Source organism: Caldicellulosiruptor hydrothermalis 108 (assembly GCF_000166355.1).
GTDB lineage: Bacteria > Bacillota > Thermoanaerobacteria > Caldicellulosiruptorales > Caldicellulosiruptoraceae > Caldicellulosiruptor > Caldicellulosiruptor hydrothermalis.
In genome coordinates this window covers 824,352-848,659 of sequence record NC_014652.1, presented here as the reverse complement: position 1 = coordinate 848,659, position 24,308 = coordinate 824,352, and the positions used below count along the sequence as shown (strand labels likewise).

Genomic DNA, 24,308 nt, shown 5'->3' with positions numbered 1-24,308 from the left:
TTAAACTAAAGTTGTTTTTTAGGAGTGAAAGATGTTGAAGGATATCTTTATAGACGATTTCCAATATGTCGTTGATGAACTTTTGATACGAAACAAAAGTATACTTGACAGCCTCACAAAGTTTTCTGAGTCAGCAGCTCGGGTCAATAGAAGCATAATAAAATCGGTCACAAACTGTGGATGCATAAGAATAAATGCTAAAAAACAGGAAATTCCTATAGATGTGAGCTTGAAAGAAGCAAAAAAGTACCTCAAAACACATGTTGAAGGACAGCTTTGTGAAAATTGCAGAGATTTGATTGAAAAAGAGATTGGAAGCACATTATTTTATTTAGCTTCAATCTGCAATACTTTAGATTTGAACTTGTATGATATCATAATCAAAGAAATTGAGAGAATGAAAACACTGGGAGAATTTAACTTAAGGTAAGATGCCAGTTTTTAAAAAGGACAAAATATACAAGCCGCCATATTTACAAACACGATATGGCGGCTTTAAAAGTAAAAAAGGAGTGGAAAAAGATGTCTGATGAATTCAACGAAATACATACCCTTGCCCAAAACAAGCTTATACTTTTACTTTTTTTGAGTAAGATAAACATCCCCATTCCTATCCAGCAGCTTGACGAGTTTGTCCTCTCAACAAAGTACATGAACTTTTTTGAATACCAGCAGTATCTCAAAGAACTCGAGGCTCAAAAGCTAATCCACAAATATGATGACGAGATTAGAACATATATTGAGATATCACAAACCGGCAGAGATGTTTTAAACATTCTTTTGGATTTGCTTCCAAAAACTACAGTTGAGGAAGTAGAAGAATACATAAAGAAGAATTATAGAAAGATTAAACTTAACACAGAGATATATTCTGATTACAAAATACTCAGCCCTACCGAGTACATAGTTATATGCTCTCTTCGTGAAGGAAATAGTATCTTGTTTGAAATAAAAGTAAATGTGCCGCACGTTGAGATTGCAAAAAGGATTTGTAAAAATTGGAGTAAAAATGCTGAGACGGTATACAGACTGCTTTTTGAAAACTTAGCGCGAAATCATGAAGAGCCTGAAAAAGACCAAGAATAAAACAAAAAAGCAAGTCTTTTTGAAGACTTGCTTTTATTTTTGAAATTGGTGGGCCCTTAGGGATTCGAACCCCAGACCAACCGGTTATGAGCCGGCCGCTCTACCAGCTGAGCTAAAGGCCCTTAATAAAATTGGCTCCCCGGGTAGGATTCGAACCTACGACCCTCCGGTTAACAGCCGGATGCTCCACCGCTGAGCTACCGAGGAACCTCTCATTCTTTTTTGTCTTCGGCGTCTTCTGTTTCCCGCCGTCGACATTATTTATTATACTTATAAAAGATTTTTTGTCAATATCCTTTTTAAAAAATTTTTTGCTGTAATATTTTGGAAAGCATCCCCTACAAAACTCTTAATTTTGCTTTCTTTCTTCTTCAAAAATGGGTATAATTTAAATAATAACGTCAGCAAAGCATTTTTAAAAGATTTATTATTTTTCAGCAAGGTGAGTCGTATGATAAGATGTGCAAAGTTTTCTGACCTACCTCAAATCGCACAAATTTTCAGAGAAGCTTTTTCTGACAGCATTGAATTCTACTTTGAGAACAAAATCAAAAACTCTGCCATAGAAGACATGTTCAAAGTGGTGCTCATTGCAGAACCTCATGGTTTCTTGATCTATGAAGATGAAGAAAATAAAAAGATTGCAGGGTATATATGTGTTGTCAGAGACATCAAAAAGGTATGGATTGCCGCAATCTTGACCTTTTCGTTTTTAAAGTGGACCATCAAATGGCTTTTGGGCCTGTACGGTTTTGGCATAAGACCTATATGGAAAATACTTTCTAACAAGCTTGACTTTTTCAGATTTCAAACAAGATATGCAAGTGAAATCTCTGCACAAATTCTTTCTATTGGAACGCTAAAAAGCTACAGAGGAAAAAGTATTGGAACAAAACTTGTTGAGGCAGGACTTGAATTTTTAAAATCAAAAGGAGTAAAAGAAGTAAAATTAGAGGTGCGACCAGACAATCTGCCTGCGATAAAGCTATACAAAAAATTTGGATTTTATCAAATTGGAATGTCGCGAGACCCTCAAGGCAAATGGATTGTCATGAAAAAAAGTTTTTAATAATCAAAAAAAGGGCAGCCTTTTAAAACTGTAGGTCTGCCCTTTAAATAAAGGTTTTTACATCGAAACCATTTGGATATTGTTCTGAATTGTTTGAACATCCCTCTGTGCCTTTGTAATATCCTCTTGCTTTGCCATCTCAACAGGGTACCAGCCCTTTTGCGAGAGGAAATCAAAAATCTGTTTTTGATGGTCAAATACCCTGTTTAAAACTGACATAGCTTCTCTTCTGAGAGCATTGTTTGTGCTCTCTAAAACTAAGTTTGTCAAAGCTGTTGCCTGAAGCTTTAAAGAGTTCAAAAGCGAAAAAGCAATATCTCTGTCTGAAAGTGTCTTCATGGCTATCACTCCTTTTTAGGTTATTGAATGTTTGGATTTTCAATAAATCTTGACAGGATGTTTATGTCACTTTTGTAGTGGTTTACACACTGCTGGCACAGATTTTTAAGTGATACGTCTGTAATCTGGTCAGATACGCCTGCAATAAAGTTGATAGAATTTTGCATCATCTTGATATTGTCTTCTAAAAACATGAGCTCTTTTGAGGTAATGTTAGCCACTTTCTTCAAACCTCCTTTTTTTGAAGTTTTACATCTTGGTGTTTTAAAAGCTACACAGATTATTTTTTTATTTTTAAGCCGCTTTTATTCAAATAAATAAAAACCCATTTTCCTTAGCAAATAAGGTGTAATTTTGTTGGTCACAGGAAGCTTATTTTTCTTCTGGTATAAATTTACTGCATATTCAAGTGCTGCTCCATACTTGCCATCAATGCTCCCTGAATAAAATCCGAGTTCTTTGAGCCTTCTTTGAACTGCCATAACATCCTCACCAGTATCACCCGGGTAAATTGTTCTAAAACCGTTTCTAAACTCTCCATATTCACCTTGGGAAATTATTACTGTAGTTCCAATAGGAATATATGAAAAGAGCTCCTTCACATCCTTGTTCAGCATTCTGACACAGCCTTTGCTCACATGAGCTCCTATATAACTCTCATATATTGTTCCATGAATTCCATATTTGCCATAGCGGACATTTAGCCCCATCCACCTTCCTCCAAATCCTTCACCCCAGTAGTCTTTTGATATTATCTTAAATGTGCCAACTGGAGTAGGAGTTGAAGGTTTCCCAGGTGAAATTGGATATGACTTGTATAAAATTCCTTCTTTAAAGACATATAACCTACTGTCATCAATTGAGACATATATAAGATATGGATTCTTGTTGCGGTTTGATATACCTGAGATGGATATTAAAGGTATTAGAATAACAAAAATTGAGAGTATAACCTTGAGTGGATTTTTTCTTTTCATCTTTACAATTTAAATCTTAGCACTTCAATAGATATAGTTTATGCAAAAGACAAAAATTTTATTAAAAATTAAAGGCGGGGATTGAAAATTTGTTTCTCCCCACCTTTGCAACTCAAAATTAATTAACAAATACATTCAGATTGCTCTTCTTTATCCGAAAGCCTTACAATCCTGTTTTCATCATCCACAAACACAATCTTTGGCTTGTGATTATAATACTCTTCCATGGTAAGAAGACAGTATGCCATTATGATTATCTTATCGCCCACCTGCACAAGGCGAGCTGCTGCACCGTTTAGGCAAATTGTTCCACTGCCTTTTTCACCTTTTATCACATAAGTTTCGAACCTTTCGCCGTTGTTTATATTCACAACCTGCACCTTTTCATTTTCAAATATTCCGGCTGCTTTCATCAAGTCCTCATCAATTGTAATACTACCAACATAGTTTAGATTTGCCTCTGTAACGGTTGCTCTGTGAATCTTAGACTTTAAAACTTCAATCAGCATCTTTACATTTCGCCTCCACCACAATGTTGTCTATAAGTCTTGCCTTTCCAACAAAGACGGCAAGAGCTATCAAAACCTTTCCTTCAATCTTTGAGATTATCTCAAACGTGTCATTGTTTACAAACTCAATGTAGTCAATCTTTGTGTGCTTCTCTTTTAAAATCATCTCTTCCATAGCCCTTTTTATGCTTGATACATCCTTTTCGCCTTTTTCAATCATCTCTTTTGCCAAATTCAAAGCCCTGTACAAAACGGTTGCAGATTTTCTTTCCTCTTCAGAAAGATATACATTTCTTGAGCTCATTGCAAGACCATCTTGTTCACGCACAATCGGACATGGAACTATCTCAACGTCAAGATTTAGGTCTTTTACCATCTGCTTTATGACAGCAAGCTGCTGGGCATCCTTTTGCCCAAAGTAAGCTCTGTCCGGGTTTACAATGTTAAACAGCTTTAATACGACTGTTGCAACACCGTCAAAATGACCCGGCCTTGATTTGCCGCACATTATCTCTGTTATTTTTTTCACTGACACAACTGTTTTAAAATCTTTAGGATACATCTCTTCTACCGACGGATAAAATATATAGTCAACACCTTCTTTTTCAGCAAGGCTCTTATCTCTTTCAAAGTCGCGTGGGTATCTGTCATAATCCTCATTGGGTCCAAATTGAATAGGGTTTACAAATATGCTCATAATGGTAATATCGTTTTGCTGTTTAGAAAACCTTACCAAGCTCAAATGTCCTTCGTGCAGATACCCCATTGTTGGAACAAAACCTATTGATTTACCTTCTTTTTTGAGCTTTTTTACAATCTCTTTCATTTCCTGAATCTTTTCCATAACAACCATCAGTAGCTGTGCTCCTTTCCTGGAAATTCTCCTTTTTTGACCTCTTCAATGTATCTTGTCACAGCATCTTTGATTATATTCCCCACTTCAGCATATCTTTTTACAAACTTTGGCTTGAAATCTTCATACATGCCAAGCATATCATAGCACACAAGCACCTGACCATCACAGTATGGTCCTGCCCCTATCCCAATTACAGGCACTTTAACGCTCTCTTGAACCTGTTTTGCAACATGAGCTGGCACCTTTTCAAGCACAATTGCAAATACCCCAGCTTTCTCAAGCTTTTTAGCATCTTCCACAAGTTTTTTTGCTTCAGCTTCCTCCTTTGCGCGAAGGTCATAGCCACCAAAGATGTTGACAGACTGAGGTGTCAGTCCCAAATGTCCCATTACAGGTATCTGAGCTTTTATGACAGCTTCTATCTTATCATATACATCGTCGCAGCCTTCCATCTTGACTGCATAAGCACCTGCACGAATTAACCTTCCTGCATTTTTCACGGCATCTTCTGTTGTGGTGTGGTATGACAAAAACGGCATGTCAGCAACCACCATAGAATACTTTGCTCCTCTGCTAACAGCTCTGACATGGTGCTCCATATCATCCATTGTGACCGGAATTGTAGAGTCATAGCCAAGGATCACCATACCAAGCGAATCGCCAACAAGCAGGATATCTACAGAGCAGCTGTCAAATATCTTTGCGAATGTGTAGTCGTAAGCAGTAAGCATGGTGATCTTTTCGCCCTTTTGCTTTTTTTCAAAAAGCGTCTTGGTTGTCACCTTGTTCATTTTTTCACCACCTTACATAATTTATAAATTGTTGAAGTTTTTCGTAGACATCTTCATCGCCCTTCTCAAATATCAGATCTGCCGCAAGCTTTAAAAGTTCTAAAAAAGTAGTTTTCTTTTCATCTGGCAAAGCATTGTAGTGTTTTTGAAGTGTCAAAACATCGCCTCTTGCGGCAGGTCCTGTCAAACAGTTAAGTCTATCCTTTAAAAAATTTTCAAGTGATGCAAAAGAAAGAGGCTTTATTATAGAAAAAATGACCTCATCTTCAAGTCCAATTTTTTTATAAAGCAAATACGAAAAGTTCAAAAGAGCTATAAGGTAATTTGAAGCAACTGTTGCTGCAAGATGATAAACTACTTTGTCCTCTTTTTTGAGCTCTATATATTTATTCCCTATTTTCTGCAAAATTATCTTAGCAATCTTTTTACCTTCATCATCGCCTTCTAAAGAAAACACCGCTTTTTTTAAGAGCTGGACATCTTCAGGCTGCCCTCTCAGTGTCTGAATAGGATGAAGAGAAAATTTTCCTCTGCATTCGGTTTTAATAGCATCAGATGCAAGTGCACCTGATAAGTGTCCAATCACTTTTTGTGACAAATGCAGCGAATAAAGATTGTTGGAAACTTCTTCTATAAATGTATCAGAAATAGCTATAAAAATCACATCAGAAGCCTCTACAAGATCTTCAGGATTTTCAAATACCTGCGTTTTTGTCATGGAAGAAGCTTTTGTGGCTTTTTCATATGTTCTGTTATAAAACCCTGTAATCTCAAGCCCATACTCCTTGAAATAAAGCGCAAGAGAAATGCCGGCTCTTGAAGCCCCATAAAAGCCTATTTTCACTTCAATATACCTCCATATAAAAACTAAAAAAGGCAGAACAGAGTCTGCCTTTTCTTTGCTTGAAAAAATTTTGTCTTCAAATTCATATGCAGTCCCTGTTCTTTAAAAATCAGGGCAGCTTTTTAATTTTTTTGATTTTAAACTTTCAAATATTAAGAATCTTAAAAGTATGGCTCGACAATCTTGTCGATGCCATCTTTTCATAATTAATTATACCACAACTTAGCAAAAAATATAGTGTTATTTTTTATATTTTTTAGCTTGTTGAATAAAAGGGATTAACAGAAAAGACAATAAATAGATATATAAAAAGCCATCCTCCTTGAGGTAAAATTACGATAAGAGAAGACTAAAAACACCTAACAAAGGAGGATGGCAATGTCTAATTTTATTAAAACACAAAAACAAAAATTTTTAAAGATACTTATGACAATTGAGAAAGTAATAAAAGCCCTGGGATTAAAGATAAAGAGCAGCAGGAGAGGAAGACCGAAGAAATTTAAGCTAAGCCATATAATAGCTTGTTTTGTTTACAAAGTCAAAAACAAGATAAACAGCTTCAGGGAATTAGAATACAAGATAAATGAAGATGAAGAATTTAAAAAGGCTATAGGGATAGAGAAGAGCCCTGATCATTCATATTTTTCGAAATGGGCAAAGGTAATTGAAGAAGGGTATATAGAAGGGATAGCAAGAATTTTAGTGAGAGAAATAGTTCCGCAGACAAAAGTTTGTGCTATAGATTCCACACCTTTGAGAAGCTCGAGGGGTGACAAAGAGGCAGAAGTAGGAGTATGTGTTAGTTTAGGTTTTTACAATGGGTATAAATTACATGTGTTGGCAACAGTTGAAGATGAGGTTATACCTATAGTATGGTGGTTGACACGTGCAAATATCCATGACAGTAAAGTAGTAGAACTTTTGTATGAAGCTAAGATATTTGGACCTGAAGTAATATTAGCGGATGCAGGTTATGATTGTGCGAAGTGGTTTGAGGTGGCAGATAGACTTGAGATAAAGTTTGTAGCGGCGGTAAATAAGAGAAATAGTAAGGATTTTAGTAATGTAAAAAATATTTTGAGGGTAAAAAATATGGAATTTTTAAGAAGTGAGGAAGGACAAAGGTTATATAAGCAAAGGACAAAAATTGAAAGATTATTTGGGAAGTTAAAAGGAGAATACAATTTAGAACAAATAAGGTTAAGAGGTTTTAGAACATATAAGAGGCATGTGGACTGGATAATGATTACTTATTTGATAGAGGTCTATATTCAAAAAATTGAAAACTGTAAATTTTCTTTTAAATACACGTGGAATAATTTATAGTTCTATATAATAACATTAATGGTATAATTATTTATTCAACAACTTGAGTGTTATTTTTTATATTTGAAAGGGTATTAATATGATTGAAAATCAAAATTTAAAATATGAGAGGTGCAGTCCAAATGAGAAGTGAAAAAATCCTTGAGATGTTAAATGAACAGTTAAACAGAGAACTATTCTCAGCATACTTTTATACAGCAATGGAAGCGTATTTTGCTTCACAAAATTTAGATGGTTTTGCTAACTTTTTTATGGTCCAGACAAAAGAAGAGCTTGATCATGCAAGATTGATATTTGACTATATAAACAAAATAGGTGGAAGAGTAATTTTAAAAGAGTTAAAACAGCCAAAAATAGATTATTCTTCACCTACAGAAGTTTTTGAACTTGCACTTTCACATGAACGGTTTATAACCTCATCCATCCATGAGATTGCAAAGGCAGCTTTAGAGGAAAAAGACCTTACTACCCACAACTTTTTGCAATGGTTTATAAACGAACAAGCTGAGGAAGAAGAAACAATGGACAAGATTTTGAGGAAGCTGAAATTCATAAAAGAAGACCCAAGCGGACTTCTGTTTTTGGACAAAGAACTTTCAACAAGAGTGTACACACCGCCATCTATTCTGCAGGAAAATTAGGATGCATCCAGTTTTTAGCCCTATTGATTTTAAAGTCCTTTTGCACTATACTATATTAGATAGTAAAAATTTCGGATGAAGGTGACCAAAGAGATGTTTTACACATTCGTTTGCAACAGCTGCCAAGAAGTTTTTGAAATAAGAGCGTCCATTTCAGAAATCTCGAACGGTCTTAAAATCAGTTGTCCAAAATGTGCGTCAAGTGACGTCACAAGAGATTATTCAAAAATAAACATTGGGCTATCTGCAGGAAGTGGTGCAAAAAACAGCAGCTGCAGCTACTGTTCAGGTTCAAGAGGTTGTTGTGGAAGTTAAAGATAAATCCCAGCTCTGCAAAGCGGCTGAGTAAAGTACAGAGCAAATTTGAAAAATGTTATTGACAAACTCAAAAGAGCTCTTTATAATATATATTGCAAAGTCAATGAGGTGCCGAGATGGTGGAATTGGCAGACACGCTACTTTGAGGGGGTAGTGGGCGTTATGCCCGTGCGAGTTCGAGTCTCGCTCTCGGCACCAGTTAAAAAGCAAATAAGGCCCTGTAAAAAAGGGCTTTATTTTTTATTTAACAATTGAAAAGCAGATGCGCGCCCATAGCTCAATTGGATAGAGCATCAGACTACGGATCTGAGGGTTGGGGGTTCGAGTCCTCCTGGGCGCGCCAGTTGTTTTTAAGAGTTTTGGGATTTGGAATAATATTACAAATTCATTTTTTACAGCTACCCTACAGCTACCCGAGAAACTGTAAAAATTTAGGGTAGCTACTCCAATGCTTTAGGAGTGGTTACCCTTTATGTTTATATTCTCAAATAAACTGTTCAATTTCATCGCAGCAGCTTTCTTTATTTCTGGCATAACATGAGAATAGATATTGAGAGTTGTTGAAATGTCATTATGTCCATTTTTTAGAGCTTGGTCTAAAGATGAGTGTAAGATAACATAAATGTGTTTTATAGTAGATAATGAAAGTCCGCTCTCATATTTAGAGTTATACAACGCTTGCAAATGTTCAGGCCTTAAATCTTTAAGTTTATAATGTCCAATAGATGGTATAATATGATTATTGATAAGGCTTTCATAGTCTTGGAAAGTTGAAGGTCGCAATGTCTGTTTTTTATATTCCCAAAGCCAAGTGTTAAGCCAGTCTTTTAACAGCATTCTTGCAGGGTCAACATATATTCCATTTGCTAAGTCGTTCAATGCTTTGGCTATCTTGTCGGCAACTTCCTGTCTTGTCTTGCCATAGAAATACTGCTTCTTTTGTCTGCCGTTTTCATCTCTTCCTATGGTGATTTGACCACACCAGAGACCATCTTTTCTTCTGTATATGCTGCCTTCATTATTTCCTCTCTTTTTGGTCTTTGCAGGCATTTTATAACACCTCTTTGATTTAAGCAAAGTCTATTATAAGGTCTTCAAAAATACCAACCTTGACCTTGTCATTGAAAGTGTAAGCTTCTGGTGGCAGGTAATCTTCATTGTCTTTGAGCCTGTATATAAGTATTGTTTGGTTATTAGGGTTCACAATCCAATATTCCTTGACTTTAAATTGATTATACAGGTTTAGCTTTCTCACATAATCGTGAGAGGGATTATATTCTGATACAACCTCAATTATCATCTCAGGAGCTCCAACACAGCCTCTTTCAGTGAGTTTTTTCTTGTCGCAGATAATTGAGATATCAGGCTGTACAACGTTTGTTGCTTGTCTTTCATCTTGCTCTTCCTCTACTAAGATAACATTAGGCGTTTGCAAAATAGGTGGTGATTGAAGGTAAAAGGCACCAATACTAACATGAAATACAATCAAGATACAAAAAGAAAAGAGAAGTGAAAACCAAATATTATCAATACCAACAAAAATAATCAGCAACAAACATATGACAAAAATTAACAACTTCAAAAAAGACAATAATATCCTAAGCCTTCTTAACTCCTTGTTTTAGAAGGTTAAGTAAAAACAAAACCAGAAATTTTTTGTAAGAAATAGATTTAAAAAATAGTAGTATTAAGCGATAAGTTTTTTGAGCTTGTTAAGTTTTTTGATAGTCAATTTAGAGCAATAGAGTTTGATATTGTGAGCGAGAATAAACAAGAGCGAGAAAGTAATGGCAGATAGCAAGAAATCAGAGAAAATAGAAATATGGTCATAAGTAGAGATAGTATCAGAGCCCATGTAGGATTTCAGGTGGTAAATAGTCTGCTCTACAGCGACACGTTTTTTGTAGAGGTCAAAAAACTCTTGTGAATTTCTGTTGATACCTGGGAAAGAGCGAAAGTTATCTGGGTATGTATAGAACATTCTACCCGATTTAGAGGTAGTACAAGGCTGAGGGCAAGAGCAGATGCGTTTGCCATCTTTGTATTGTGACATAGGGCAAGTCCATTTAAGGCGCAAAGAGCGATTTTTACCCTGACATTTGCCTTCGGGTTTAAAAGGTTTGTTGAACTTTTTGCAGATAGGGATACCATCTTCAGAAATAACGATATTGGGGTCTGATGTAGGTGTAGTATTTTTAGAAGCTCTTGTATTTAGTGGAATAACGATTTTGGAGAAGTTAAAGGTATTTTTTAAAGTGGAGTATATGTTGTGGGAATCCAAAGCACTGTCGGCGATGAAAGTGGAGAAATTTTTGGGGATATAAGAGAATAAAGTTTCGAGCGAAGGAATTAAACCTTTAGAGTCGGAGATAGCTTTTGCTTCTTGTGGGTCAGAGGAAGGGGAATCATAGTTAAACAGAGGTACTAAAGCTAAAGGGATACCGAGAGCGTTGGTAATGACTGCAAATTTTAAAGCCCAGCAGAAATGGCCATTTACAAACATAAGACGGATGTTAGAATTAGCGTTAGCAGTTTTAGGCAAAGAAGAATAAACGAGAGAGTAGACTTTTTCAGAGGGAAGTTCAGGGTTAGCTTTTGAGGTATTTTTCAGCAGTAGATGAATGAATTTAGGATTGTTTTCACGAACCTTTGGGACAATACCTGTTGTGTCGAAGATTAAGATTGAAGAATCTTGAGGGCATTGTTGGATGGAAATATTATGTGCATGGATAGAGATATTTTGAAAAAGTTTATGGATTTCACTTGCAAATATTTTTCTAAAGCGAGAGAGAGTAGAGATAGAAGGGACATTGCCATGAAGATTACAAAATGAGCGAAGTTCGAATGAGTTGAGTAAGACAGCACGAAGCTGAGTTAAAGTATTGAGTTTGAGCAATTTTTGGACGAGGAAGCAACAAAGCATAGATTCTAAAGAGAAGTATCTATGCTTACCGAAATATTTGTAGTAGGCATTGTAGAAAGAAGAAGGTATATAATGTGACAAGTCAATGAATTTATTGAACAAGCCCAAGAGGCTTTCAGGCTTGTAGAGAGCCAAAGCCTTTAGGTGGGAGAATAGGTCTATGAAAGAAAGTTGTTTAGGTTTGGTGTTGAACATTTTGGAACCCTCCTCATAGTAGAAAATTTGTTTTATATAATCATATTTTACTACAATTATGAGGAGGGTGACCAGTCTTTTTTGATTCTATGTAAAGCTTGATAACGCTCATCTTGAGCGTTTTTGCAAAAGGCTACTAAGATAACATCAAAAGGAGCCGTGTATATTTTACATGGTTTATTGTTTTGCTTAATATAGTTTCCAATAACTAATGTTAATTCAAATATTATCTCTTGATGTATTCTTGATGGTGCAGGGCTCATATCATAAATAATGCCATCAATGAGCTCTACCGTTACGTCTTGCGGTAGCTGAAGATAGTCTGCATAGGTGTATATTTTAGGTATTCTGGCTTCCATCAGATTCACCCTCTTTAATAGATTTTAAATCTTCATTTTGGGAAATTTGCCAAAGTACTCCTACAGTCATTAGTAGTTTTTCTTGTAAATCTGTAATATTTTCATAGAAAAAATTGTATAGTGCATAACTATTATCTGAAATTGCTTTTGACTTACCACTCAACTGTTCTACAAACATCTTTACTATTTCGTGTGTTTCGTTAATCAATGTTGGTATATCAAAAATGAAAAATTTTGATTTTTTATCTTTTAAAAACGAAAGCGCATCATCAAATACATTTGTGTTTAGTATAAAAGGATAACTCTTTTTATAAGAAATTATTAATAAAGCCTCTAACATATCCAAAATTGGCATAAAAAGCTCTAAAAAGTTTTTCTTTATTTCATCATATTTATCAACTAAAATTTTTTCGTCTTCATAAATAGAAATTACTTTTAATAAAGGTTCAAACAATGAAACTATATATTCAAAATAAGCTTTTACGTTTTCCTTATTCTTAAAAAAGTCTTTCAGTTCTTTAATGTTTTCCTCTTTTGTAATTTTTCCCAATGAATTTAAAAAATCTCTTTTCTTTATTGAGGAAATTCCAAGAAGATAATCGCTTGAAACATCAAAATACATAGCTATTTTTTGCAAAGTATCAATATCTGGCTTTCTCACGCCAAGTTCATAATTACTTAAAGTAGCTCTTCCTATACCAAGCTTTTCTGCTAATTCGTTTTGAGTTAAATTTGCTTCTTCACGCAACTCTTTTAAACGCACAGCAAAAATATTTTCTTCCATCAAGTTAATCACCTCCATAATGTTTCTTTTTAATACATTATAACATTGAACAAATAAAAATGAAACATTTTTATTGACAAAAATTATATGAAACATTATAATTAATATTGATGAAGAATGAAACATTATTTTGATTATTATTGAAACATAAAGGAGGCAATTCTGATGGAAATCTACAATCCCCAACCACAAAAAGAAAAGATTGAGAAACTCACCATAAGCATTAAAGAAGCTGCTCAAATACTGGGAATTTCCTATAATGTTATGCTCACTTTGGTACACCGCAAAGACTTTCCCAAAATCTTAGCTGGGCAGCGATGAATCCTTATACCCAAAGAGGCTTTTATCCGCTGGGTCAATGAACAAGCTTGCCAAAATAAATAACAGGTACTTACCATGTTGGCTATCCCCTTTCTTCTCTCTAATCGCTATTCTGTGCGGTCATCGGCAGAATGGCTTGATAGTAGCTGTTTGTTGGTTGCTATACTAAGGAGTGATTTAAAATGGAAGAAATATTTAATATGCCAAATTCAAACTTGTATTCCTTAGAAGCAGAAGAAGCAGTTGTCGGTTCGATGATAATTAACCAAGATGTGATACAGGAAGTTGAAAAAGTTTTAAGCAAAGAAGATTTTTATAATGCTAATCTTGGTATAATTTTTGAAACAATTATAAGCCTTTACAAAAGCAAAAATCCTGTGGGATATTATCACAGTTACAGAAGAACTAAAAAAGAGAAATTTTTTAGAAATTGTTGGTGGACAGGAGTATTTAACTAATATCATGCTTAATGTACCCACAACAGCTAATGTAATGTATTACACAAAACTTGTAAAACAAAAATCAATCTTAAGGGAAACAATAAAGAAAAGTAAATTACTTTTGAACACGTTACAAACTGGCGATATCAAGCAAGCTAAGCATATTTTGTTGAATTTGACAAATGAAACAAGTTTTATCGAGAACGAACAATATGGAAGTATCAAGGTTCTGACTATTTCTGAAGCTGCAGAAAATGATAGACGGCAAGGAACACATCTTTGGCTTGTACAAAATTTTATCCCAGAAAAAGGGGCTCGTTATTAGACAGCTAACAAGCCCCTGATGGTTATTTTTGAAATTGTTGTAATCCTTACAAGCCTAAATATGCCAAATACTTTTTAGTGTTACTTATCATCTCCTCAAAAAGCTGCTCAGCTTTGCTCTGCGGTAGTCTTTCAACTGCAGGGTCATTCAAGAATGCTCTTTTTGCAAGGTTCAAATCCTTTTCTAAAGCCGCTTTAACTATAAGTTCTTGATTGCTGATATGCCTTGTCATTATGCTTGCCAAATCTGAAGGCAGCTTTCCTGCATAAACTGGTCTGACGTCATCATGTGTGAATACTGCATTTGTCTCAACTATAGCACCTATCGGAAGGTTTGGTATTTGACCCATATTTGGCAAATTCACGTTTGTCACCAACGTATCCAAACCTAAAATAGCTTTCATCTGCATGACTCCTTCTTCTCCAGAAGGATTCAATGGAACTTCTTTTTGGTCAGATGCGTATTCTTTGCTAAGTTTAATCAACTCTTCTCTGTGCTTAATTCTCCATTCAACAGGTGTCAAGTTGAATTTCCATTTATAAACTGTCTCTTTGTCTGTAAGATAAATGTAAGGAACAAATTCAGCCAAGTGTCTATCACCTGCTGCAGCGATAAGTCCAAAGCGTTTAAATAAGTCAAACTTTACTCTATTTGCAGAAGCAAAATAATCTTTTTCCCACAATCCTTTTGTTTTTTCAAAACCTTCTTCATAGTATTTGTTCACGAATTCTTTGTAAAGAGGGAATAAATCATGAGTTTTGTATGATGCTTTGTCAAACCACGTAAAATGATTTATACCAAGAACATTCACCTTGATTTCTCTTCTTGAGATTTCTCTTTCTTCTCCTAAAAATTCTTTTACAACCTCTGTCAAAAGCTTCTGTGTACCAAAAACTTCATGACAGCAGCCAAAAGCTTTTATTTTAGGAAATACCTCATATAGGGCTTTTAAGCATATAGCCATTGGATTTGTGTAATTGATAACCCAAGCATCTGGACAATTTCTCTTTATAGCTTCTGCAAATTCAACATACATAGGAACAGTCCTAAGTCCTCTGATAAGACCACCTGGTCCTGTTGTGTCACCTACAGACTGGTATATACCATATTTCTCAGGTGCATGGACATCTGAATACATCTCTTCAAAAGTCCCAGGCAAAATTGAAATGATAACAAAATCTGCACCATATAAAGCTTCATCCAAACTCTTTACAGCAACATATTGCCACTTCCCTACTACTTCAGGTTTGCTTGATAGTTTATTGCCTATTACTTCGTTGGTCTTAGCAGCTTCAAAGTCAATGTCGTAAAGTCTCACAGTACCACCCAGGTCCTTCTCTAAAGCTAAATCAGTCATCAATCTCCATGCCCAGCCACGTGACCCCCCACCAATGTATGCTATATTGATTTGTTTTTGTTGTTCTGATGTGGTATTCAACATTACTCCCTCCTATAATAATTGTAAATTTCAAATAAATTATATCACAAATCTCACTTAAAACCAAACTATTATTATCTTTAACTTTTATTTATCTCCAGTATTTCTGTTTTTTTCTTTAACTTTTCAAAAGTGTATCCTAAAAAGATGTTGACAATTCTATATCTTTTCCATTATAATAAAGTAAGTGTAGGGGCGTAGCTCAATTGGTAGAGTAGCGGTCTCCAAAACCGTTGGCTGGGGGTTCGAGTCCCTCCGCCCCTGCCAGACAAATCAAGTGTTTTAAGAATTTAAAATTTGCTAACACATATATTTTGCAAACATTTTGCTAACATACAATATAATATGATATATAACAAACCAAGCTGAGCGGCGACTCAGCCTTTTTTGTTTGTCCAACAACAATGCAAAAGCGTGGCATTGCGCCACGCTCCCTACTGGTGGGAAGAGAAAAAGAACAAGTGGCAAAAGCCTTTTGTCTTTGCAATTTTAGCTTATCTCATAGTAAGCTATCAGCTCAATAGAGAACGTTGTTTTGTATTGTAACCGCTTTCATAGAATAAAAATGCAAAAAGCGGGGCACGACGCCCCGCTCATTGCTGTTTTATATCCTTAGTAGCTTCAAGCTCTAAAACTTTAAGCTCTCTTACCGCTGCTTCAACAAACATTTCAGCCTCTTTCTCGGTTAACTTGAACCTGTCCATTAAGAACTTAACAGCAAGTTCTTTTTTGTTATTTCCAGCGCCTTTGACGTTTGCATAAATCTGCTCTGTTGCTTTAACAACTTGTTCAGCTACTTTGAGAACAATGTTTAGTTTTTGTTGCCCTACTTTTGCTTTCAGATACGCTATAATGTAACCACCAACAATAACTATCAGAGCTTGCAATATATAAACAAAAGCCTGCATTACTGCTTCTCTCATTGCTTAACGCCCCCTGCTTTAATAAATTCTAAAATACCATTTGCTATACCTTTTGCAATGTCTTTCCATCTTGTTTTTAGTATTTTAGCATCGCTTGAGTCAATAAAACCACATTCAACAAGAATCGGAATACCCTTTGCACATCTCAGCATGAAGTAATAATCCCAGTTTCCATGAATACTCTTTTTGTTTTTTAAACCTCTGTTCTTAAGCGCTGGCACAGATTTCAGTATAAACTGCAGAACATAACTTGCTAACATTTTTGATTGTTGAGGCTTATTGTAAAGAGCATGCCAAACTTCAACACCTTGCCCGCTACCTGCATTGATATGAATTGATACTGATATATCGCAAGCTGGAGTTCGTTTGATATTCAAAGGAACATAAATATCCTTGTCCCTTGTGAGTATGACTTGATGTCCTGCAGCTTTTAGCAATTTTGCAACTTCTAAGCTAATCTGTAGAGTCAAATCTTTCTCTTTAAGCCCATTTGCCACAGCTCCCGGGTCAGAACCGCCATGGCCGGGGTCTATACAGATTTTCACTTTCAGCATCTCCTTTCATTATTTTTTTATAAACGTAGCAATTATACTCATCAACAAAGTAATAATGGCTCCGACGACTGTCCGCCAGAGCCATTTATTGTTTGCTTCGATGTTCGATACTCTCCCTTCTACATGCTTAATCTTCTCTTCGTGTATTTGTAGCTGCGAATTAGCGTTATCAATCTTTTCTCGTACTTTATTATAGTCATCAAGCTTTGTTTCTATCCTTGTTAAGCGTTCAAGGATTTCTTGTATCACCTGCTCGCTGTTCATTTTCTCTATCCCCTTTCTGTTCAGTTTCAGCAGCCCGCCACTCGCCGCAAGCCTGCTGCGACGCCTCAAAGCAAAGCAAACGGTGCAGGTCGCAGCGATACGTCGTCGCTGTGTTTCCCCTGCACCAGTAGCAATCTATGCATAGTTTCATTGCTACCACACCTCAACAAATCAGCACCCCAGCTCAGCGCTGGAGTGCTGAAAGGATTTCAGTCTTCTCTTCATCTGTTAGCTTTGGATAATCGTTCAAAATCTCTTCTGCCGTTTTGCCTTCCTCTGCCATGCGACGTTGTATTACTCTCACAAATATATTTTTAATCGCCTCAAGCACCTAAACCACCACCTACAATTAGAGCTATTGCCTGCTCTAAATCGGCTATGCGTTGCTCAAGTGTAAATTCTTTGGGTTTAGGTTGTGGTATATGACTTTCTACAATTTGATTAATGAGTGTTATAACATTTTCTGAAGTATCATCAGATATTGTTATCCATATATCATTTTCTTTTCCTTCTACTCTTTCAGGTATTATGTTATTTTTAAGAAGCTCATCATGAAGTTGGTCAAGATTGTTAGGTTTGTTAAAATGTAATATCATTTTTAATCACCTACCCTTAATCCTGAAAATATTGGAGCATATGGTGGAACATTTATGGATAGTGCACCACCCGAGTTTTGGTAAACATAAACTTCAATATAATCATTAACAGAGCAAGAAATAACAGGTGAACAACAAGAGATTATTGTTAGTTCAGATGTTGTTGCTGGATGCCTATGAACAACTATATTTATCCCATTTTTCTTTATTGCAATTTGTCTGAAACCTGTGGAATTCATTGCAAATTCGACTGTTGCCATAAATATATATTTGCCTGCTGTTTTTATAACGAATTTTGTTGTATCAGCAGCATTATAAATGTTGTCAGTATCTATTATGACAGTATTAAAAGATAATTTTGTTTCGGTTGCATTTGGAATACTTATTGTTGTGTTATTCCAAAAAATAAACATAGGAATAAATTGAGATATTTTACCTGCACTATCTCTTAGAGCAATTGTATTCGCTATTGGTGAAGAACTAATTGATGGTAAATTGGTTATATCCGCTATAACATGCGTATGCGAAGCAGCAGCAAAATCGCTCGCATGCTTCCCGTCGACAGTATCTGCATTTGTAGCACTCGCAACCGCGCTTGTTATGTCGCTGCCTGCGTGGGTGTGCTGCAACGGTGCATGTCCGCTGTGCGGTGCTGGAGCGGTGATGTGAGCGTCAAGGTCAGCTTGCTTTGCTGCGTTTTGGTCAATTATATCCCAGTTTTCGTTGAAACTTGCTCTTGTAACTGTTTCATTACCCAAAGGTTTTTTGATTCCAAGCCGTGGTGTTAACTCGGGCATTATTTAAGCACCTCCAATTCATCCCAAGTTAAACCTAAAGCGTCAAACTGGTCCCACGTTAAATTTTTGCTGTCAAGCTCATCCCAGATAAGATAAGTAAATGTGTAGGTTACAGCTAAATGCGCAGGTTTAATCTCATTGATAATATTTTTCAAATCATCAAGATTAGGCGGAATACCTCTTGTGCCAACAAACTTAACTTCAAATGTATATGGAGCAACATTTTCAGTAACTTCAACCTCACCGTTTGAATATGCTTCTGCAACTGTTTTTATAAGGCTAACCGTTATTGTTCCTGCTCCTCTGATTTTGGACTTTATTACACTGCGTCTATAATCAGCAGGTTTATTTTCGTCAACTGGTATATTGAGCAGTTGCTCCCAATATTTTAGCCCCCAAGTCGCTGTGTCAATAAAACATTGATTTAAAATATCGTTTATAGCATTCTCAACACTTGTCAGCTCATCGTTTTCAATATTGTAAACTGTTTGAAAAATCTTGCTTTGTAACAAGAACTCTGGCACATACTTTGTCACATCACTCACTTAGCATCACCTCGCCCAATACCGCAACCTGCTCGTCCCCTATTACGATGTTTGCTGTCCCGCCATTAATGGTAAGATTGCTATAGTCCAATACGCCTTCACTGTCTAATATCAAGCTTCCTATTTGTGCATAGCTAACGTAAGACTGTTTAAACGCTATGCTCTTTAGATACTCTGTTATCTTGCTTCTAACATTCGTTATTACTTGCTCAAGCGTGTAGTTTGTATCCCTAACAATTGTCGCTGAAACGTTTATGGTTAAAGGCTGCGCTGATACAACAGTAACCTGTGCACCAATCGGTCTGTTTTCCTCTATGTGCTGATAAACTGCATTGTCAAGGTCAGCGCTGGCAGGTTGTTTATTAGAGTCGATGATTACCACCTTAACCGTGCCCGGTCCACTCCAGAGCTGAAACACCTTTACATCACCGACGCCTGCAACTTCTAATGCCCATTGCTTGTAATGATTAACATTACCAGACGTCACAGGATTCCTTGCTTTTGCTAATATCCTTTGTCGCAGACTTTCATCGTCTTCTGCGTCTGTTCCCCCTGTCGTCGCTTGAGTATTTGTAACTGCAGTAACCCCATCAACTGGGTCTAATAAGAGTTTTATTGCACCTGCAACTACGTTTCCTTGTGTACCTGCTGTTTCTGCCTCTATATCAACAGTTACTGTACCATCCTGTCCAATAACAGCTTCGTTTAAGGTTATAAACACAATACCTTCAGCCTCTCCTGTACTTTCCGTGGCAACCTTTGTTCCTTGAGGTATTATAGTTCCTGCTTGCCCATAAAATGTTACCTTACCAGTTGCTTTTGCTGCTGGTTTCCTTTCTAAACCAAATTCCTGTGCTTTCATGTCTAAATATTCTCCATACGTTGTTTGCACAAACACCTTATCAAGCAAGGATTTTAGAACAATAATCCATTGTGCTATTTCTGCAGCGACTGGTGCTAATGCATCATAGATAAAACTACCTTCACTTTTATCAATATTATCAGGAATCTTTGAAAGCATTCGTTCTAAAATCGACTCATAGGTTTCATTTAAAAACTCAGGTAATTCAGCCACTATACGTCACCTCAATTCTCTCCGATGTTCCAAATACAGATACAACGGTAAAGCTAACTTTGAGAGAATCACCTTGCCATTCAAAAGCAAAATCTTTTACAACTTCTGTTCTCTCATCTATAAGTAAAGCCTCTGTAATAACTCTTTCTAACTCTGTCTCCACTGTTCTGCGATCAGATTGTTTTAGTGCTTGCTCAATTTCAACTCCATAATCAGTGCTATATATCAAATATGCAAAGCGTTCTGTCAGAACTGTTTTTATACACCACTGCACCCATGCTTGATGCTCATCAGCTTCAAGTATTCGCCCTGAGCTGTCAGTAAAAAAATCTCCTTTCTCAAAATCAAATAACCAACTCTTACCATATTGCTTTATGGATTCTGTCTGCTCTATTAACTCTGGCATATCAAAAACTGGATAAAGCTCTGGCATCAGCTACTCACCACCTTACAAATAACAACCGGGTCGGTGTTATCATTTACCCATGCAACCAAAACCCTATCACCTGCTTTCAAATCAGCCTTGAAATTCAACTTTACCTTATCTATGTTTGCAGGCTGAAAACTAAAATTAGCTTCGCCAGTTACATCACCGCCGGTACTATCTTTAAGTCCTGTTTGAGTAGCCTTTGCTTCAAAGAATGGTATTTCTAACTTCACAAGCCACTCTGCAACTAAATATTCACCTTGTGGTATTGGAACCGAAAATCTATCAAGCTTCAAGCTCATATCAGACTGAATTGTGCCAAGCTCTAGGACATCAGCTTTTTGAGTTTGTGTTGCTATTCTCTCTATCAACACCTGTGCCAATTTGCTTGCCCCACTGTTAGCCAACATCCTCCACCTCCACTGTCATCGTACGGTTAGTAGCATCATGTGCTATGCTTGAGATAATATAGTAGCCGTTCAAAGTTCCTGCAACGATTTTTACTTTATCACCCTTACGCAAAAAAGGAATATCAGGGGCTGCTACTCTTCTTTGCCTTCGTGGTTGACCACGCTCTTTTAGAATTTCTTGTGCTGCAGTTTTTGCTGCTGATAGGTTATCATATTGCCTTTGGTATACAATCTCTTGCAGTATTCCAAACTGAGTTTTGCCATCAAGCTTAGCAACAACAGGTGCTCTCCCTTCCTTATCTTCTGCACCAATTATCTTCACTCTTGTTACTAAATCTTCTATGTCTTGCTGATCTTCTATACTGCTGATGTTTGTATCTTGAGTAAAACAGTAAACAGTATTATTTGAACCGACCTTAATTACATCAACCTTGCCTTGTTTACTTCTTACAATCCATTTACCAGCACCAAGTTTTTTTGCTTGCTCTAACACAGAAAAAATCATATCTGCCAATGTATCGCCCCGAAAAATTTGCTTTGCCAACTTGACGTTTGGCCCTTGGACTGTGCCAAGTGGAATATTCCATGCCCTTGCTATATCCTGAATAATCCCCTTAGCTGTCATACCAGCTTTGTAGAATCTATCATCCTTGCTCTTTGCGAGATATATCAAATCATCATAAGCAGTTATACCTACTGTTGCTTGGCTATCATCTCTAAATCGCCATACAAATATACTGCCTCTGAAAACCTCTTGTAGACCACTGCCCCAATCCGAGTAGATAAACACCTTACTGTTTAATGCCAACCATTGATGGAGCCATTTGTTTTGTAATTTCACGTTTCTAAACTCTGCTTCTGCCCTTGTTGCAAGTTCACCTTCATTCTCTTCCCAGCTCAAATCCAATAAAAAAGGTGAGAGTGAAATCCTCTCACCTTGCGGCGTTACTAAGAATACTTCATATTTAATTTTGCTAATGTCAATCATATTAAAACACCTCTATGATATGCGAAGCTGCATGCCAGGCCTTATCTTGTTTGGGTCAGGGCCAATAACCTTTTTGTTAAGCTCATATATTGTCTTCCATTTAGAGCCATCTCCTAAAGTCTTCTTCGCTATTGCCCACAGGCTGTCGCCGGGCTTAACCGTGTAAATTTTAGGTGGCGGTGGAGTTGGCCTTTTTGTTGTAGTTTTGCCTTTACTACTTGCAGAAACTTTTGTTTTTAACTCATTCTCTGCCATAACTACTAAATTCCTTGCCTCAATCAACTTTAGCGAATAGTAGCAATCACCATGACCACCTTTGAATTCATATTGCAGACTCCCTTCACCGTCGAAATATACATCGTGATTGATTGTCGTTTCAGTTACTAACAGTCTCAATTTTGTATTGTTGTTTTTCCACCTCTCAAGCAAATTTATAAGCTCCTTGGGATGTCGCCAATCTTTCACATATGAAGCATTTTTTCTTAGCTCTCCAGGGAAAAAACCCTCGAAGCTGAATCGCGCAGGGACAATTCCTCGTGGAATCACTATGTCACCGAGATTGACAATTGAGTATGTTTGTGTTTTGTTCCCTGCTTCTACTGTAATTCTTTCAGGATTTATCGGAAAATGAAGACGGCTCCCGTCAGGAGCCGTTAAGTAAAAGTCCATTATCCATCGCCTCTTTTCGACATTGTTCGACAAAGGAATTTGAAACTTTTATGTTGAAATTTAAAATTAACAAAAAGAAGAGAAAGGAGGTTGAACTATGTCTGATAACAAGAATTACAAGCATCAAGAACAAGCTAAACAAAATATCACTCCCAATAAATCAAAACCTGTTGGTGAAATATTCAAACATGGTTATGGTACAAAAGACAATTCATATTTATTAGATTTAGCTAGCAAAGTTAAATTACCACCCAAAAAGCAGAATACTGACACCAATAAAAAAGAAGGCAAGAATTAGACGTTCTTGCCTTCTTTTTCTAGAGCTTCTTGCCATTCTTTAATGTCAAAAACTTTGATTATTGTCCCACTGTTAAAATGATAATAAACATATTTCACGTTTTGTAGATAATCATTTCCTTCACTTACCTCTTTAATTCCTTCTAATACTATTTCTCTAACTTCATCACCTGCAAATGTGAAATCTTTAAGCAGTCCTTTTATTCGTTCTCCATCAGGCCTAATAACTTCAATTACTTGACTTTCTCGATTACAAAATAGTTTGTCCCAAGGAGATATTCCACCACCAATGTCTGGTTTGTTCAATATTCGCCTTATTTTATTAGATATTCTCCTTGAAATACTTTTTTCATTTAATTGAGCAACCACAAAATAACTAACTAATATTCCTGATAAAAAGCCCAGAAAAATATAAATCACAAGAAAAACCAAAAAATTCTCTAATTTTGTATCCCCAGAATACCAATTAAACAATCTATTATTTTGATAATATTTTTCAATTATTTTGCCAATAGGTGGAATTAATGCAACTAACTTAAATAGCCCTATGGTAATTGCAAATGCAGGAATAGTATATGAGAATGCTATAAATAGTCTGTCTATAGAATCTCTTTTACGGGTATCCTGACCAATCATGTTTTCTGTAGCAAACAAAGCAACCAACCCAGGAAATAATAAAAGAATAATTTTTAATGTTTCAGGAAATAAATCCACCTTGATCCTCTCCTTTGCTTAACCTCACTCAAACAATAAGGAGAGGAAGCCCTCTCCTTTAAGATTGTAAATCTTTATTCTTCTGTTTTATCCCTGTCGATAGTTTCTTCTTTTAATCTCTCTTCTCTGTACTCACATTTGTAATCCTTTCTACCAGCATCCCACCAGCTCTTGAAAACTGAAAATAAACTAATCTGCAATTCATCTGTCCGTTCTTTTCTTGTAATAATCTTGCCTATAATTCCGCCGATTATAACTAACGCACTTGCTACAATGCTTACTTCTCCAAAAGGCGAAAATAATAGGCCTACTATACCAAATACTATCATAAACCAGTATGCATCTTTTGGCTTTTGTAATGCGAGTGATGTTGCAATAATAGAGCACACATATGCAATTATTCCAATCCATGATAAGGAATAATCTGAAACATAAGCTAGATTAACTAGTAATCCCAATAAAGACCCTAACAAACCTAATACGAAAATAGCTATGCGCATCTTTAAAC

At 36.2% G+C, this 24,308-nt stretch carries 35 protein-coding genes, 5 tRNA genes and 2 pseudogenes; 13 read left to right on the top strand and 29 right to left on the bottom strand.

The features are described from left to right. Positions 1-31: 31 nt before the first annotated feature. Together CALHY_RS04110 and CALHY_RS04105 are read left to right on the top strand one after the other, a co-directional pair. Positions 32-430: a nucleoside triphosphate pyrophosphohydrolase family protein gene (locus CALHY_RS04110; RefSeq protein ID WP_013291047.1), complete on the top strand. Its 399-nt coding sequence runs from the start codon at positions 32-34 to the stop codon at positions 428-430. A 92-nt stretch (positions 431-522) separates the two neighbouring features. Then, entirely contained in the window at positions 523-1,086 is a 564-nt protein-coding gene (locus CALHY_RS04105; RefSeq protein WP_013402745.1) for a DUF4364 family protein, read from the top strand. A gap of 46 nt (positions 1,087-1,132) precedes the next feature. On the opposite strand, the gene CALHY_RS04100 is transcribed toward CALHY_RS04105, so the two are convergent. Then, positions 1,133-1,208: transfer RNA gene (locus CALHY_RS04100), tRNA-Ile, on the bottom strand. A 10-nt stretch (positions 1,209-1,218) separates the two neighbouring features. Further along, a tRNA-Asn gene (locus CALHY_RS04095) sits at positions 1,219-1,293 on the bottom strand. Positions 1,294-1,537: 244 nt separating this feature from the next. On the opposite strand from CALHY_RS04095, the gene CALHY_RS04090 reads away from it, so the two are divergent. Then, entirely contained in the window at positions 1,538-2,155 is a 618-nt protein-coding gene (locus tag CALHY_RS04090; RefSeq protein ID WP_013402744.1) for a GNAT family N-acetyltransferase, read from the top strand. A 57-nt stretch (positions 2,156-2,212) separates the two neighbouring features. On the opposite strand, the gene CALHY_RS04085 is transcribed toward CALHY_RS04090, so the two are convergent. From CALHY_RS04085 to CALHY_RS04055, 7 genes are all read right to left on the bottom strand, one after another. After that, on the bottom strand, positions 2,213-2,494 hold the full coding sequence (locus CALHY_RS04085; protein WP_013402743.1) for a spore coat protein: 282 nt from the start codon (positions 2,492-2,494) through the stop codon (positions 2,213-2,215). 20 nt (positions 2,495-2,514) lie between these two features. Continuing rightward, positions 2,515-2,715 carry a hypothetical protein gene (locus tag CALHY_RS04080; RefSeq protein WP_013402742.1) on the bottom strand — a complete coding sequence of 67 codons (201 nt, stop codon included), beginning with the start codon at positions 2,713-2,715 and terminating at the stop codon, positions 2,515-2,517. 84 nt (positions 2,716-2,799) lie between these two features. After that, positions 2,800-3,471, bottom strand: a complete 672-nt coding sequence (locus CALHY_RS04075) for a L,D-transpeptidase family protein (RefSeq protein WP_013402741.1) — start codon at positions 3,469-3,471, stop codon at positions 2,800-2,802. A 122-nt stretch (positions 3,472-3,593) separates the two neighbouring features. Next, positions 3,594-3,980, bottom strand: a complete 387-nt coding sequence (gene panD / locus CALHY_RS04070) for an aspartate 1-decarboxylase (RefSeq protein ID WP_013402740.1) — start codon at positions 3,978-3,980, stop codon at positions 3,594-3,596. Further along, positions 3,970-4,833: a pantoate--beta-alanine ligase gene (panC, locus tag CALHY_RS04065; protein ID WP_013402739.1), complete on the bottom strand. Its 864-nt coding sequence runs from the start codon at positions 4,831-4,833 to the stop codon at positions 3,970-3,972. The genes panD and panC overlap by 11 nt, the downstream gene beginning before the upstream one ends. Then, complete coding sequence (gene panB / locus CALHY_RS04060; protein WP_013402738.1) at positions 4,833-5,627, bottom strand: 3-methyl-2-oxobutanoate hydroxymethyltransferase; 795 nt, start codon at positions 5,625-5,627, stop codon at positions 4,833-4,835. Before panB ends, panC begins: the two co-directional genes overlap by 1 nt. 4 nt (positions 5,628-5,631) lie before the next feature. Beyond that, positions 5,632-6,471 carry a Rossmann-like and DUF2520 domain-containing protein gene (locus CALHY_RS04055; protein ID WP_013402737.1) on the bottom strand — a complete coding sequence of 280 codons (840 nt, stop codon included), beginning with the start codon at positions 6,469-6,471 and terminating at the stop codon, positions 5,632-5,634. Positions 6,472-6,849: 378 nt separating this feature from the next. On the opposite strand from CALHY_RS04055, the gene CALHY_RS04050 reads away from it, so the two are divergent. The 5 genes from CALHY_RS04050 (at position 6,850) to CALHY_RS04035 (ending at position 9,099) form a co-directional block, all read left to right on the top strand. Then, entirely contained in the window at positions 6,850-7,797 is a 948-nt protein-coding gene (locus CALHY_RS04050; protein WP_013402015.1) for an ISNCY family transposase, read from the top strand. A gap of 122 nt (positions 7,798-7,919) precedes the next feature. After that, positions 7,920-8,438 carry a ferritin gene (locus CALHY_RS04045; RefSeq protein ID WP_013402736.1) on the top strand — a complete coding sequence of 173 codons (519 nt, stop codon included), beginning with the start codon at positions 7,920-7,922 and terminating at the stop codon, positions 8,436-8,438. Positions 8,439-8,531: 93 nt separating this feature from the next. Then, a complete protein-coding gene (locus CALHY_RS13385; RefSeq protein ID WP_083790229.1) occupies positions 8,532-8,753 on the top strand; it encodes an FmdB family zinc ribbon protein in 222 nt (73 codons plus the stop codon). Positions 8,754-8,866: 113 nt separating this feature from the next. Next, positions 8,867-8,954 (top strand) — tRNA-Leu (locus tag CALHY_RS04040). 68 nt (positions 8,955-9,022) lie between these two features. Then, positions 9,023-9,099: transfer RNA gene (locus tag CALHY_RS04035), tRNA-Arg, on the top strand. A 233-nt stretch (positions 9,100-9,332) separates the two neighbouring features. Here CALHY_RS04035 and CALHY_RS04030 read toward each other — a convergent pair. From CALHY_RS04030 to CALHY_RS04010, 5 genes and pseudogenes are all read right to left on the bottom strand, one after another. Beyond that, positions 9,333-9,806: pseudogene (locus CALHY_RS04030) on the bottom strand (N-terminal phage integrase SAM-like domain-containing protein); the annotation flags it as partial. 19 nt (positions 9,807-9,825) lie between these two features. Continuing rightward, positions 9,826-10,338 carry a Uma2 family endonuclease gene (locus tag CALHY_RS04025; protein WP_238524581.1) on the bottom strand — a complete coding sequence of 171 codons (513 nt, stop codon included), beginning with the start codon at positions 10,336-10,338 and terminating at the stop codon, positions 9,826-9,828. A 105-nt stretch (positions 10,339-10,443) separates the two neighbouring features. Next, a complete protein-coding gene (locus tag CALHY_RS04020; RefSeq protein WP_013402620.1) occupies positions 10,444-11,874 on the bottom strand; it encodes an ISNCY-like element ISCahy1 family transposase in 1,431 nt (476 codons plus the stop codon). Positions 11,875-11,942: 68 nt separating this feature from the next. Next, positions 11,943-12,233 (bottom strand): annotated as a pseudogene (locus CALHY_RS04015) (Uma2 family endonuclease); the annotation flags it as partial. Continuing rightward, positions 12,214-13,017, bottom strand: coding sequence for a helix-turn-helix domain-containing protein (locus CALHY_RS04010; RefSeq protein ID WP_013402731.1), 804 nt, complete (start codon positions 13,015-13,017; stop codon positions 12,214-12,216). The gene CALHY_RS04010 and the pseudogene CALHY_RS04015, both read right to left, overlap by 20 nt. Positions 13,018-13,182: 165 nt before the next feature. On the opposite strand from CALHY_RS04010, the gene CALHY_RS04005 reads away from it, so the two are divergent. The 3 genes from CALHY_RS04005 (at position 13,183) to CALHY_RS03995 (ending at position 14,103) form a co-directional block, all read left to right on the top strand. After that, on the top strand, positions 13,183-13,338 hold the full coding sequence (locus CALHY_RS04005; RefSeq protein ID WP_049772014.1) for a MerR family transcriptional regulator: 156 nt from the start codon (positions 13,183-13,185) through the stop codon (positions 13,336-13,338). Between the two features lie 182 nt (positions 13,339-13,520). Further along, complete coding sequence (locus CALHY_RS04000; protein ID WP_013402730.1) at positions 13,521-13,796, top strand: DnaB-like helicase N-terminal domain-containing protein; 276 nt, start codon at positions 13,521-13,523, stop codon at positions 13,794-13,796. Next, complete coding sequence (locus tag CALHY_RS03995) at positions 13,711-14,103, top strand: DnaB-like helicase N-terminal domain-containing protein (protein WP_083790228.1); 393 nt, start codon at positions 13,711-13,713, stop codon at positions 14,101-14,103. The genes CALHY_RS04000 and CALHY_RS03995 overlap by 86 nt, the downstream gene beginning before the upstream one ends. Positions 14,104-14,149: 46 nt before the next feature. Here CALHY_RS03995 and CALHY_RS03990 read toward each other — a convergent pair whose 3' ends face one another. Continuing rightward, positions 14,150-15,544 (bottom strand): alpha-glucosidase/alpha-galactosidase, encoded by a 1,395-nt coding sequence (locus CALHY_RS03990; protein ID WP_013402728.1) that lies wholly within the window; start codon positions 15,542-15,544, stop codon positions 14,150-14,152. Between the two features lie 188 nt (positions 15,545-15,732). On the opposite strand from CALHY_RS03990, the gene CALHY_RS03985 reads away from it, so the two are divergent. After that, positions 15,733-15,808, top strand: a tRNA-Trp gene (locus CALHY_RS03985). Between the two features lie 326 nt (positions 15,809-16,134). Here the strand turns inward: CALHY_RS03985 and CALHY_RS03980 are convergent. From CALHY_RS03980 to CALHY_RS03930, 12 genes are all read right to left on the bottom strand, one after another. Next, the gene (locus CALHY_RS03980; protein ID WP_013402727.1) at positions 16,135-16,464 is read right to left on the bottom strand and encodes a phage holin, LLH family; all 330 of its coding nucleotides are present in this window, start codon (positions 16,462-16,464) and stop codon (positions 16,135-16,137) included. Then, positions 16,461-17,009, bottom strand: coding sequence for an N-acetylmuramoyl-L-alanine amidase family protein (locus tag CALHY_RS03975; RefSeq protein WP_013402726.1), 549 nt, complete (start codon positions 17,007-17,009; stop codon positions 16,461-16,463). The genes CALHY_RS03980 and CALHY_RS03975 overlap by 4 nt, the downstream gene beginning before the upstream one ends. An 18-nt stretch (positions 17,010-17,027) precedes the next feature. Beyond that, positions 17,028-17,282 (bottom strand): hemolysin XhlA family protein, encoded by a 255-nt coding sequence (locus tag CALHY_RS03970; RefSeq protein ID WP_013402725.1) that lies wholly within the window; start codon positions 17,280-17,282, stop codon positions 17,028-17,030. Between the two features lie 184 nt (positions 17,283-17,466). Further along, complete coding sequence (locus CALHY_RS13715; protein ID WP_013402724.1) at positions 17,467-17,613, bottom strand: hypothetical protein; 147 nt, start codon at positions 17,611-17,613, stop codon at positions 17,467-17,469. Further along, a complete protein-coding gene (locus CALHY_RS03965) occupies positions 17,606-17,878 on the bottom strand; it encodes a hypothetical protein (RefSeq protein ID WP_013402723.1) in 273 nt (90 codons plus the stop codon). The genes CALHY_RS13715 and CALHY_RS03965 overlap by 8 nt, the downstream gene beginning before the upstream one ends. A 2-nt stretch (positions 17,879-17,880) precedes the next feature. Beyond that, positions 17,881-18,675 (bottom strand): hypothetical protein, encoded by a 795-nt coding sequence (locus CALHY_RS13300; protein ID WP_013402722.1) that lies wholly within the window; start codon positions 18,673-18,675, stop codon positions 17,881-17,883. Continuing rightward, a complete protein-coding gene (locus CALHY_RS03955; protein WP_013402721.1) occupies positions 18,675-19,220 on the bottom strand; it encodes a YmfQ family protein in 546 nt (181 codons plus the stop codon). Before CALHY_RS03955 ends, CALHY_RS13300 begins: the two co-directional genes overlap by 1 nt. Next, the gene (locus CALHY_RS03950) at positions 19,213-20,295 is read right to left on the bottom strand and encodes a baseplate J/gp47 family protein (protein ID WP_013402720.1); all 1,083 of its coding nucleotides are present in this window, start codon (positions 20,293-20,295) and stop codon (positions 19,213-19,215) included. The genes CALHY_RS03955 and CALHY_RS03950 overlap by 8 nt, the downstream gene beginning before the upstream one ends. Next, on the bottom strand, positions 20,288-20,728 hold the full coding sequence (locus CALHY_RS03945; RefSeq protein WP_013402719.1) for a DUF2634 domain-containing protein: 441 nt from the start codon (positions 20,726-20,728) through the stop codon (positions 20,288-20,290). Before CALHY_RS03945 ends, CALHY_RS03950 begins: the two co-directional genes overlap by 8 nt. Next, positions 20,728-21,129: a hypothetical protein gene (locus CALHY_RS03940; protein WP_148222341.1), complete on the bottom strand. Its 402-nt coding sequence runs from the start codon at positions 21,127-21,129 to the stop codon at positions 20,728-20,730. Before CALHY_RS03940 ends, CALHY_RS03945 begins: the two co-directional genes overlap by 1 nt. Continuing rightward, positions 21,122-22,120, bottom strand: a complete 999-nt coding sequence (locus CALHY_RS03935) for an XkdQ/YqbQ family protein (protein ID WP_013402717.1) — start codon at positions 22,118-22,120, stop codon at positions 21,122-21,124. The genes CALHY_RS03940 and CALHY_RS03935 overlap by 8 nt, the downstream gene beginning before the upstream one ends. Positions 22,121-22,132: 12 nt before the next feature. Further along, positions 22,133-22,789, bottom strand: a complete 657-nt coding sequence (locus tag CALHY_RS03930; RefSeq protein ID WP_013402716.1) for a LysM peptidoglycan-binding domain-containing protein — start codon at positions 22,787-22,789, stop codon at positions 22,133-22,135. A gap of 97 nt (positions 22,790-22,886) precedes the next feature. On the opposite strand from CALHY_RS03930, the gene CALHY_RS03925 reads away from it, so the two are divergent. After that, on the top strand, positions 22,887-23,087 hold the full coding sequence (locus CALHY_RS03925) for a hypothetical protein (RefSeq protein ID WP_013402715.1): 201 nt from the start codon (positions 22,887-22,889) through the stop codon (positions 23,085-23,087). On the opposite strand, the gene CALHY_RS03920 is transcribed toward CALHY_RS03925, so the two are convergent. After that, on the bottom strand, positions 23,084-23,800 hold the full coding sequence (locus CALHY_RS03920; protein WP_013402714.1) for a DUF6338 family protein: 717 nt from the start codon (positions 23,798-23,800) through the stop codon (positions 23,084-23,086). The two genes, CALHY_RS03925 and CALHY_RS03920, sit on opposite strands and share 4 nt — an antisense overlap. 74 nt (positions 23,801-23,874) lie before the next feature. Then, positions 23,875-24,300 carry a hypothetical protein gene (locus CALHY_RS03915; protein WP_013402713.1) on the bottom strand — a complete coding sequence of 142 codons (426 nt, stop codon included), beginning with the start codon at positions 24,298-24,300 and terminating at the stop codon, positions 23,875-23,877. Between the last annotated feature and the right edge of the window lie 8 nt (positions 24,301-24,308).

Excerpts from the sequence above, each read along its gene's own strand:
- CALHY_RS04110 (WP_013291047.1), top strand. The coding sequence starts at position 32 with ATGTTGAAGGATATCTTTATAGACGATTTCCAATATGTCGTTGATGAA.
- CALHY_RS04105 (WP_013402745.1), top strand. The coding sequence starts at position 523 with ATGTCTGATGAATTCAACGAAATACATACCCTTGCCCAAAACAAGCTT.
- CALHY_RS04090 (WP_013402744.1), top strand. The coding sequence starts at position 1,538 with ATGATAAGATGTGCAAAGTTTTCTGACCTACCTCAAATCGCACAAATT.
- CALHY_RS04085 (WP_013402743.1), bottom strand. The coding sequence starts at position 2,494 with ATGAAGACACTTTCAGACAGAGATATTGCTTTTTCGCTTTTGAACTCT.
- CALHY_RS04075 (WP_013402741.1), bottom strand. The coding sequence starts at position 3,471 with ATGAAAAGAAAAAATCCACTCAAGGTTATACTCTCAATTTTTGTTATT.
- panD (WP_013402740.1), bottom strand. The coding sequence starts at position 3,980 with ATGCTGATTGAAGTTTTAAAGTCTAAGATTCACAGAGCAACCGTTACA.
- panC (WP_013402739.1), bottom strand. The coding sequence starts at position 4,833 with ATGGTTGTTATGGAAAAGATTCAGGAAATGAAAGAGATTGTAAAAAAG.
- panB (WP_013402738.1), bottom strand. The coding sequence starts at position 5,627 with ATGAACAAGGTGACAACCAAGACGCTTTTTGAAAAAAAGCAAAAGGGC.
- CALHY_RS04050 (WP_013402015.1), top strand. The coding sequence starts at position 6,850 with ATGTCTAATTTTATTAAAACACAAAAACAAAAATTTTTAAAGATACTT.
- CALHY_RS04045 (WP_013402736.1), top strand. The coding sequence starts at position 7,920 with ATGAGAAGTGAAAAAATCCTTGAGATGTTAAATGAACAGTTAAACAGA.
- CALHY_RS13385 (WP_083790229.1), top strand. The coding sequence starts at position 8,532 with ATGTTTTACACATTCGTTTGCAACAGCTGCCAAGAAGTTTTTGAAATA.
- CALHY_RS04020 (WP_013402620.1), bottom strand. The coding sequence starts at position 11,874 with ATGTTCAACACCAAACCTAAACAACTTTCTTTCATAGACCTATTCTCC.
- CALHY_RS04010 (WP_013402731.1), bottom strand. The coding sequence starts at position 13,017 with ATGGAAGAAAATATTTTTGCTGTGCGTTTAAAAGAGTTGCGTGAAGAA.
- CALHY_RS04005 (WP_049772014.1), top strand. The coding sequence starts at position 13,183 with ATGGAAATCTACAATCCCCAACCACAAAAAGAAAAGATTGAGAAACTC.
- CALHY_RS04000 (WP_013402730.1), top strand. The coding sequence starts at position 13,521 with ATGGAAGAAATATTTAATATGCCAAATTCAAACTTGTATTCCTTAGAA.
- CALHY_RS03990 (WP_013402728.1), bottom strand. The coding sequence starts at position 15,544 with ATGTTGAATACCACATCAGAACAACAAAAACAAATCAATATAGCATAC.
- CALHY_RS03980 (WP_013402727.1), bottom strand. The coding sequence starts at position 16,464 with ATGAGAGAAGCAGTAATGCAGGCTTTTGTTTATATATTGCAAGCTCTG.
- CALHY_RS03970 (WP_013402725.1), bottom strand. The coding sequence starts at position 17,282 with ATGAACAGCGAGCAGGTGATACAAGAAATCCTTGAACGCTTAACAAGG.
- CALHY_RS03965 (WP_013402723.1), bottom strand. The coding sequence starts at position 17,878 with ATGATATTACATTTTAACAAACCTAACAATCTTGACCAACTTCATGAT.
- CALHY_RS13300 (WP_013402722.1), bottom strand. The coding sequence starts at position 18,675 with ATGCCCGAGTTAACACCACGGCTTGGAATCAAAAAACCTTTGGGTAAT.
- CALHY_RS03945 (WP_013402719.1), bottom strand. The coding sequence starts at position 20,728 with ATGCCAGAGCTTTATCCAGTTTTTGATATGCCAGAGTTAATAGAGCAG.
- CALHY_RS03935 (WP_013402717.1), bottom strand. The coding sequence starts at position 22,120 with ATGATTGACATTAGCAAAATTAAATATGAAGTATTCTTAGTAACGCCG.
- CALHY_RS03930 (WP_013402716.1), bottom strand. The coding sequence starts at position 22,789 with ATGGACTTTTACTTAACGGCTCCTGACGGGAGCCGTCTTCATTTTCCG.
- CALHY_RS03925 (WP_013402715.1), top strand. The coding sequence starts at position 22,887 with ATGTCTGATAACAAGAATTACAAGCATCAAGAACAAGCTAAACAAAAT.
- CALHY_RS03915 (WP_013402713.1), bottom strand. The coding sequence starts at position 24,300 with ATGCGCATAGCTATTTTCGTATTAGGTTTGTTAGGGTCTTTATTGGGA.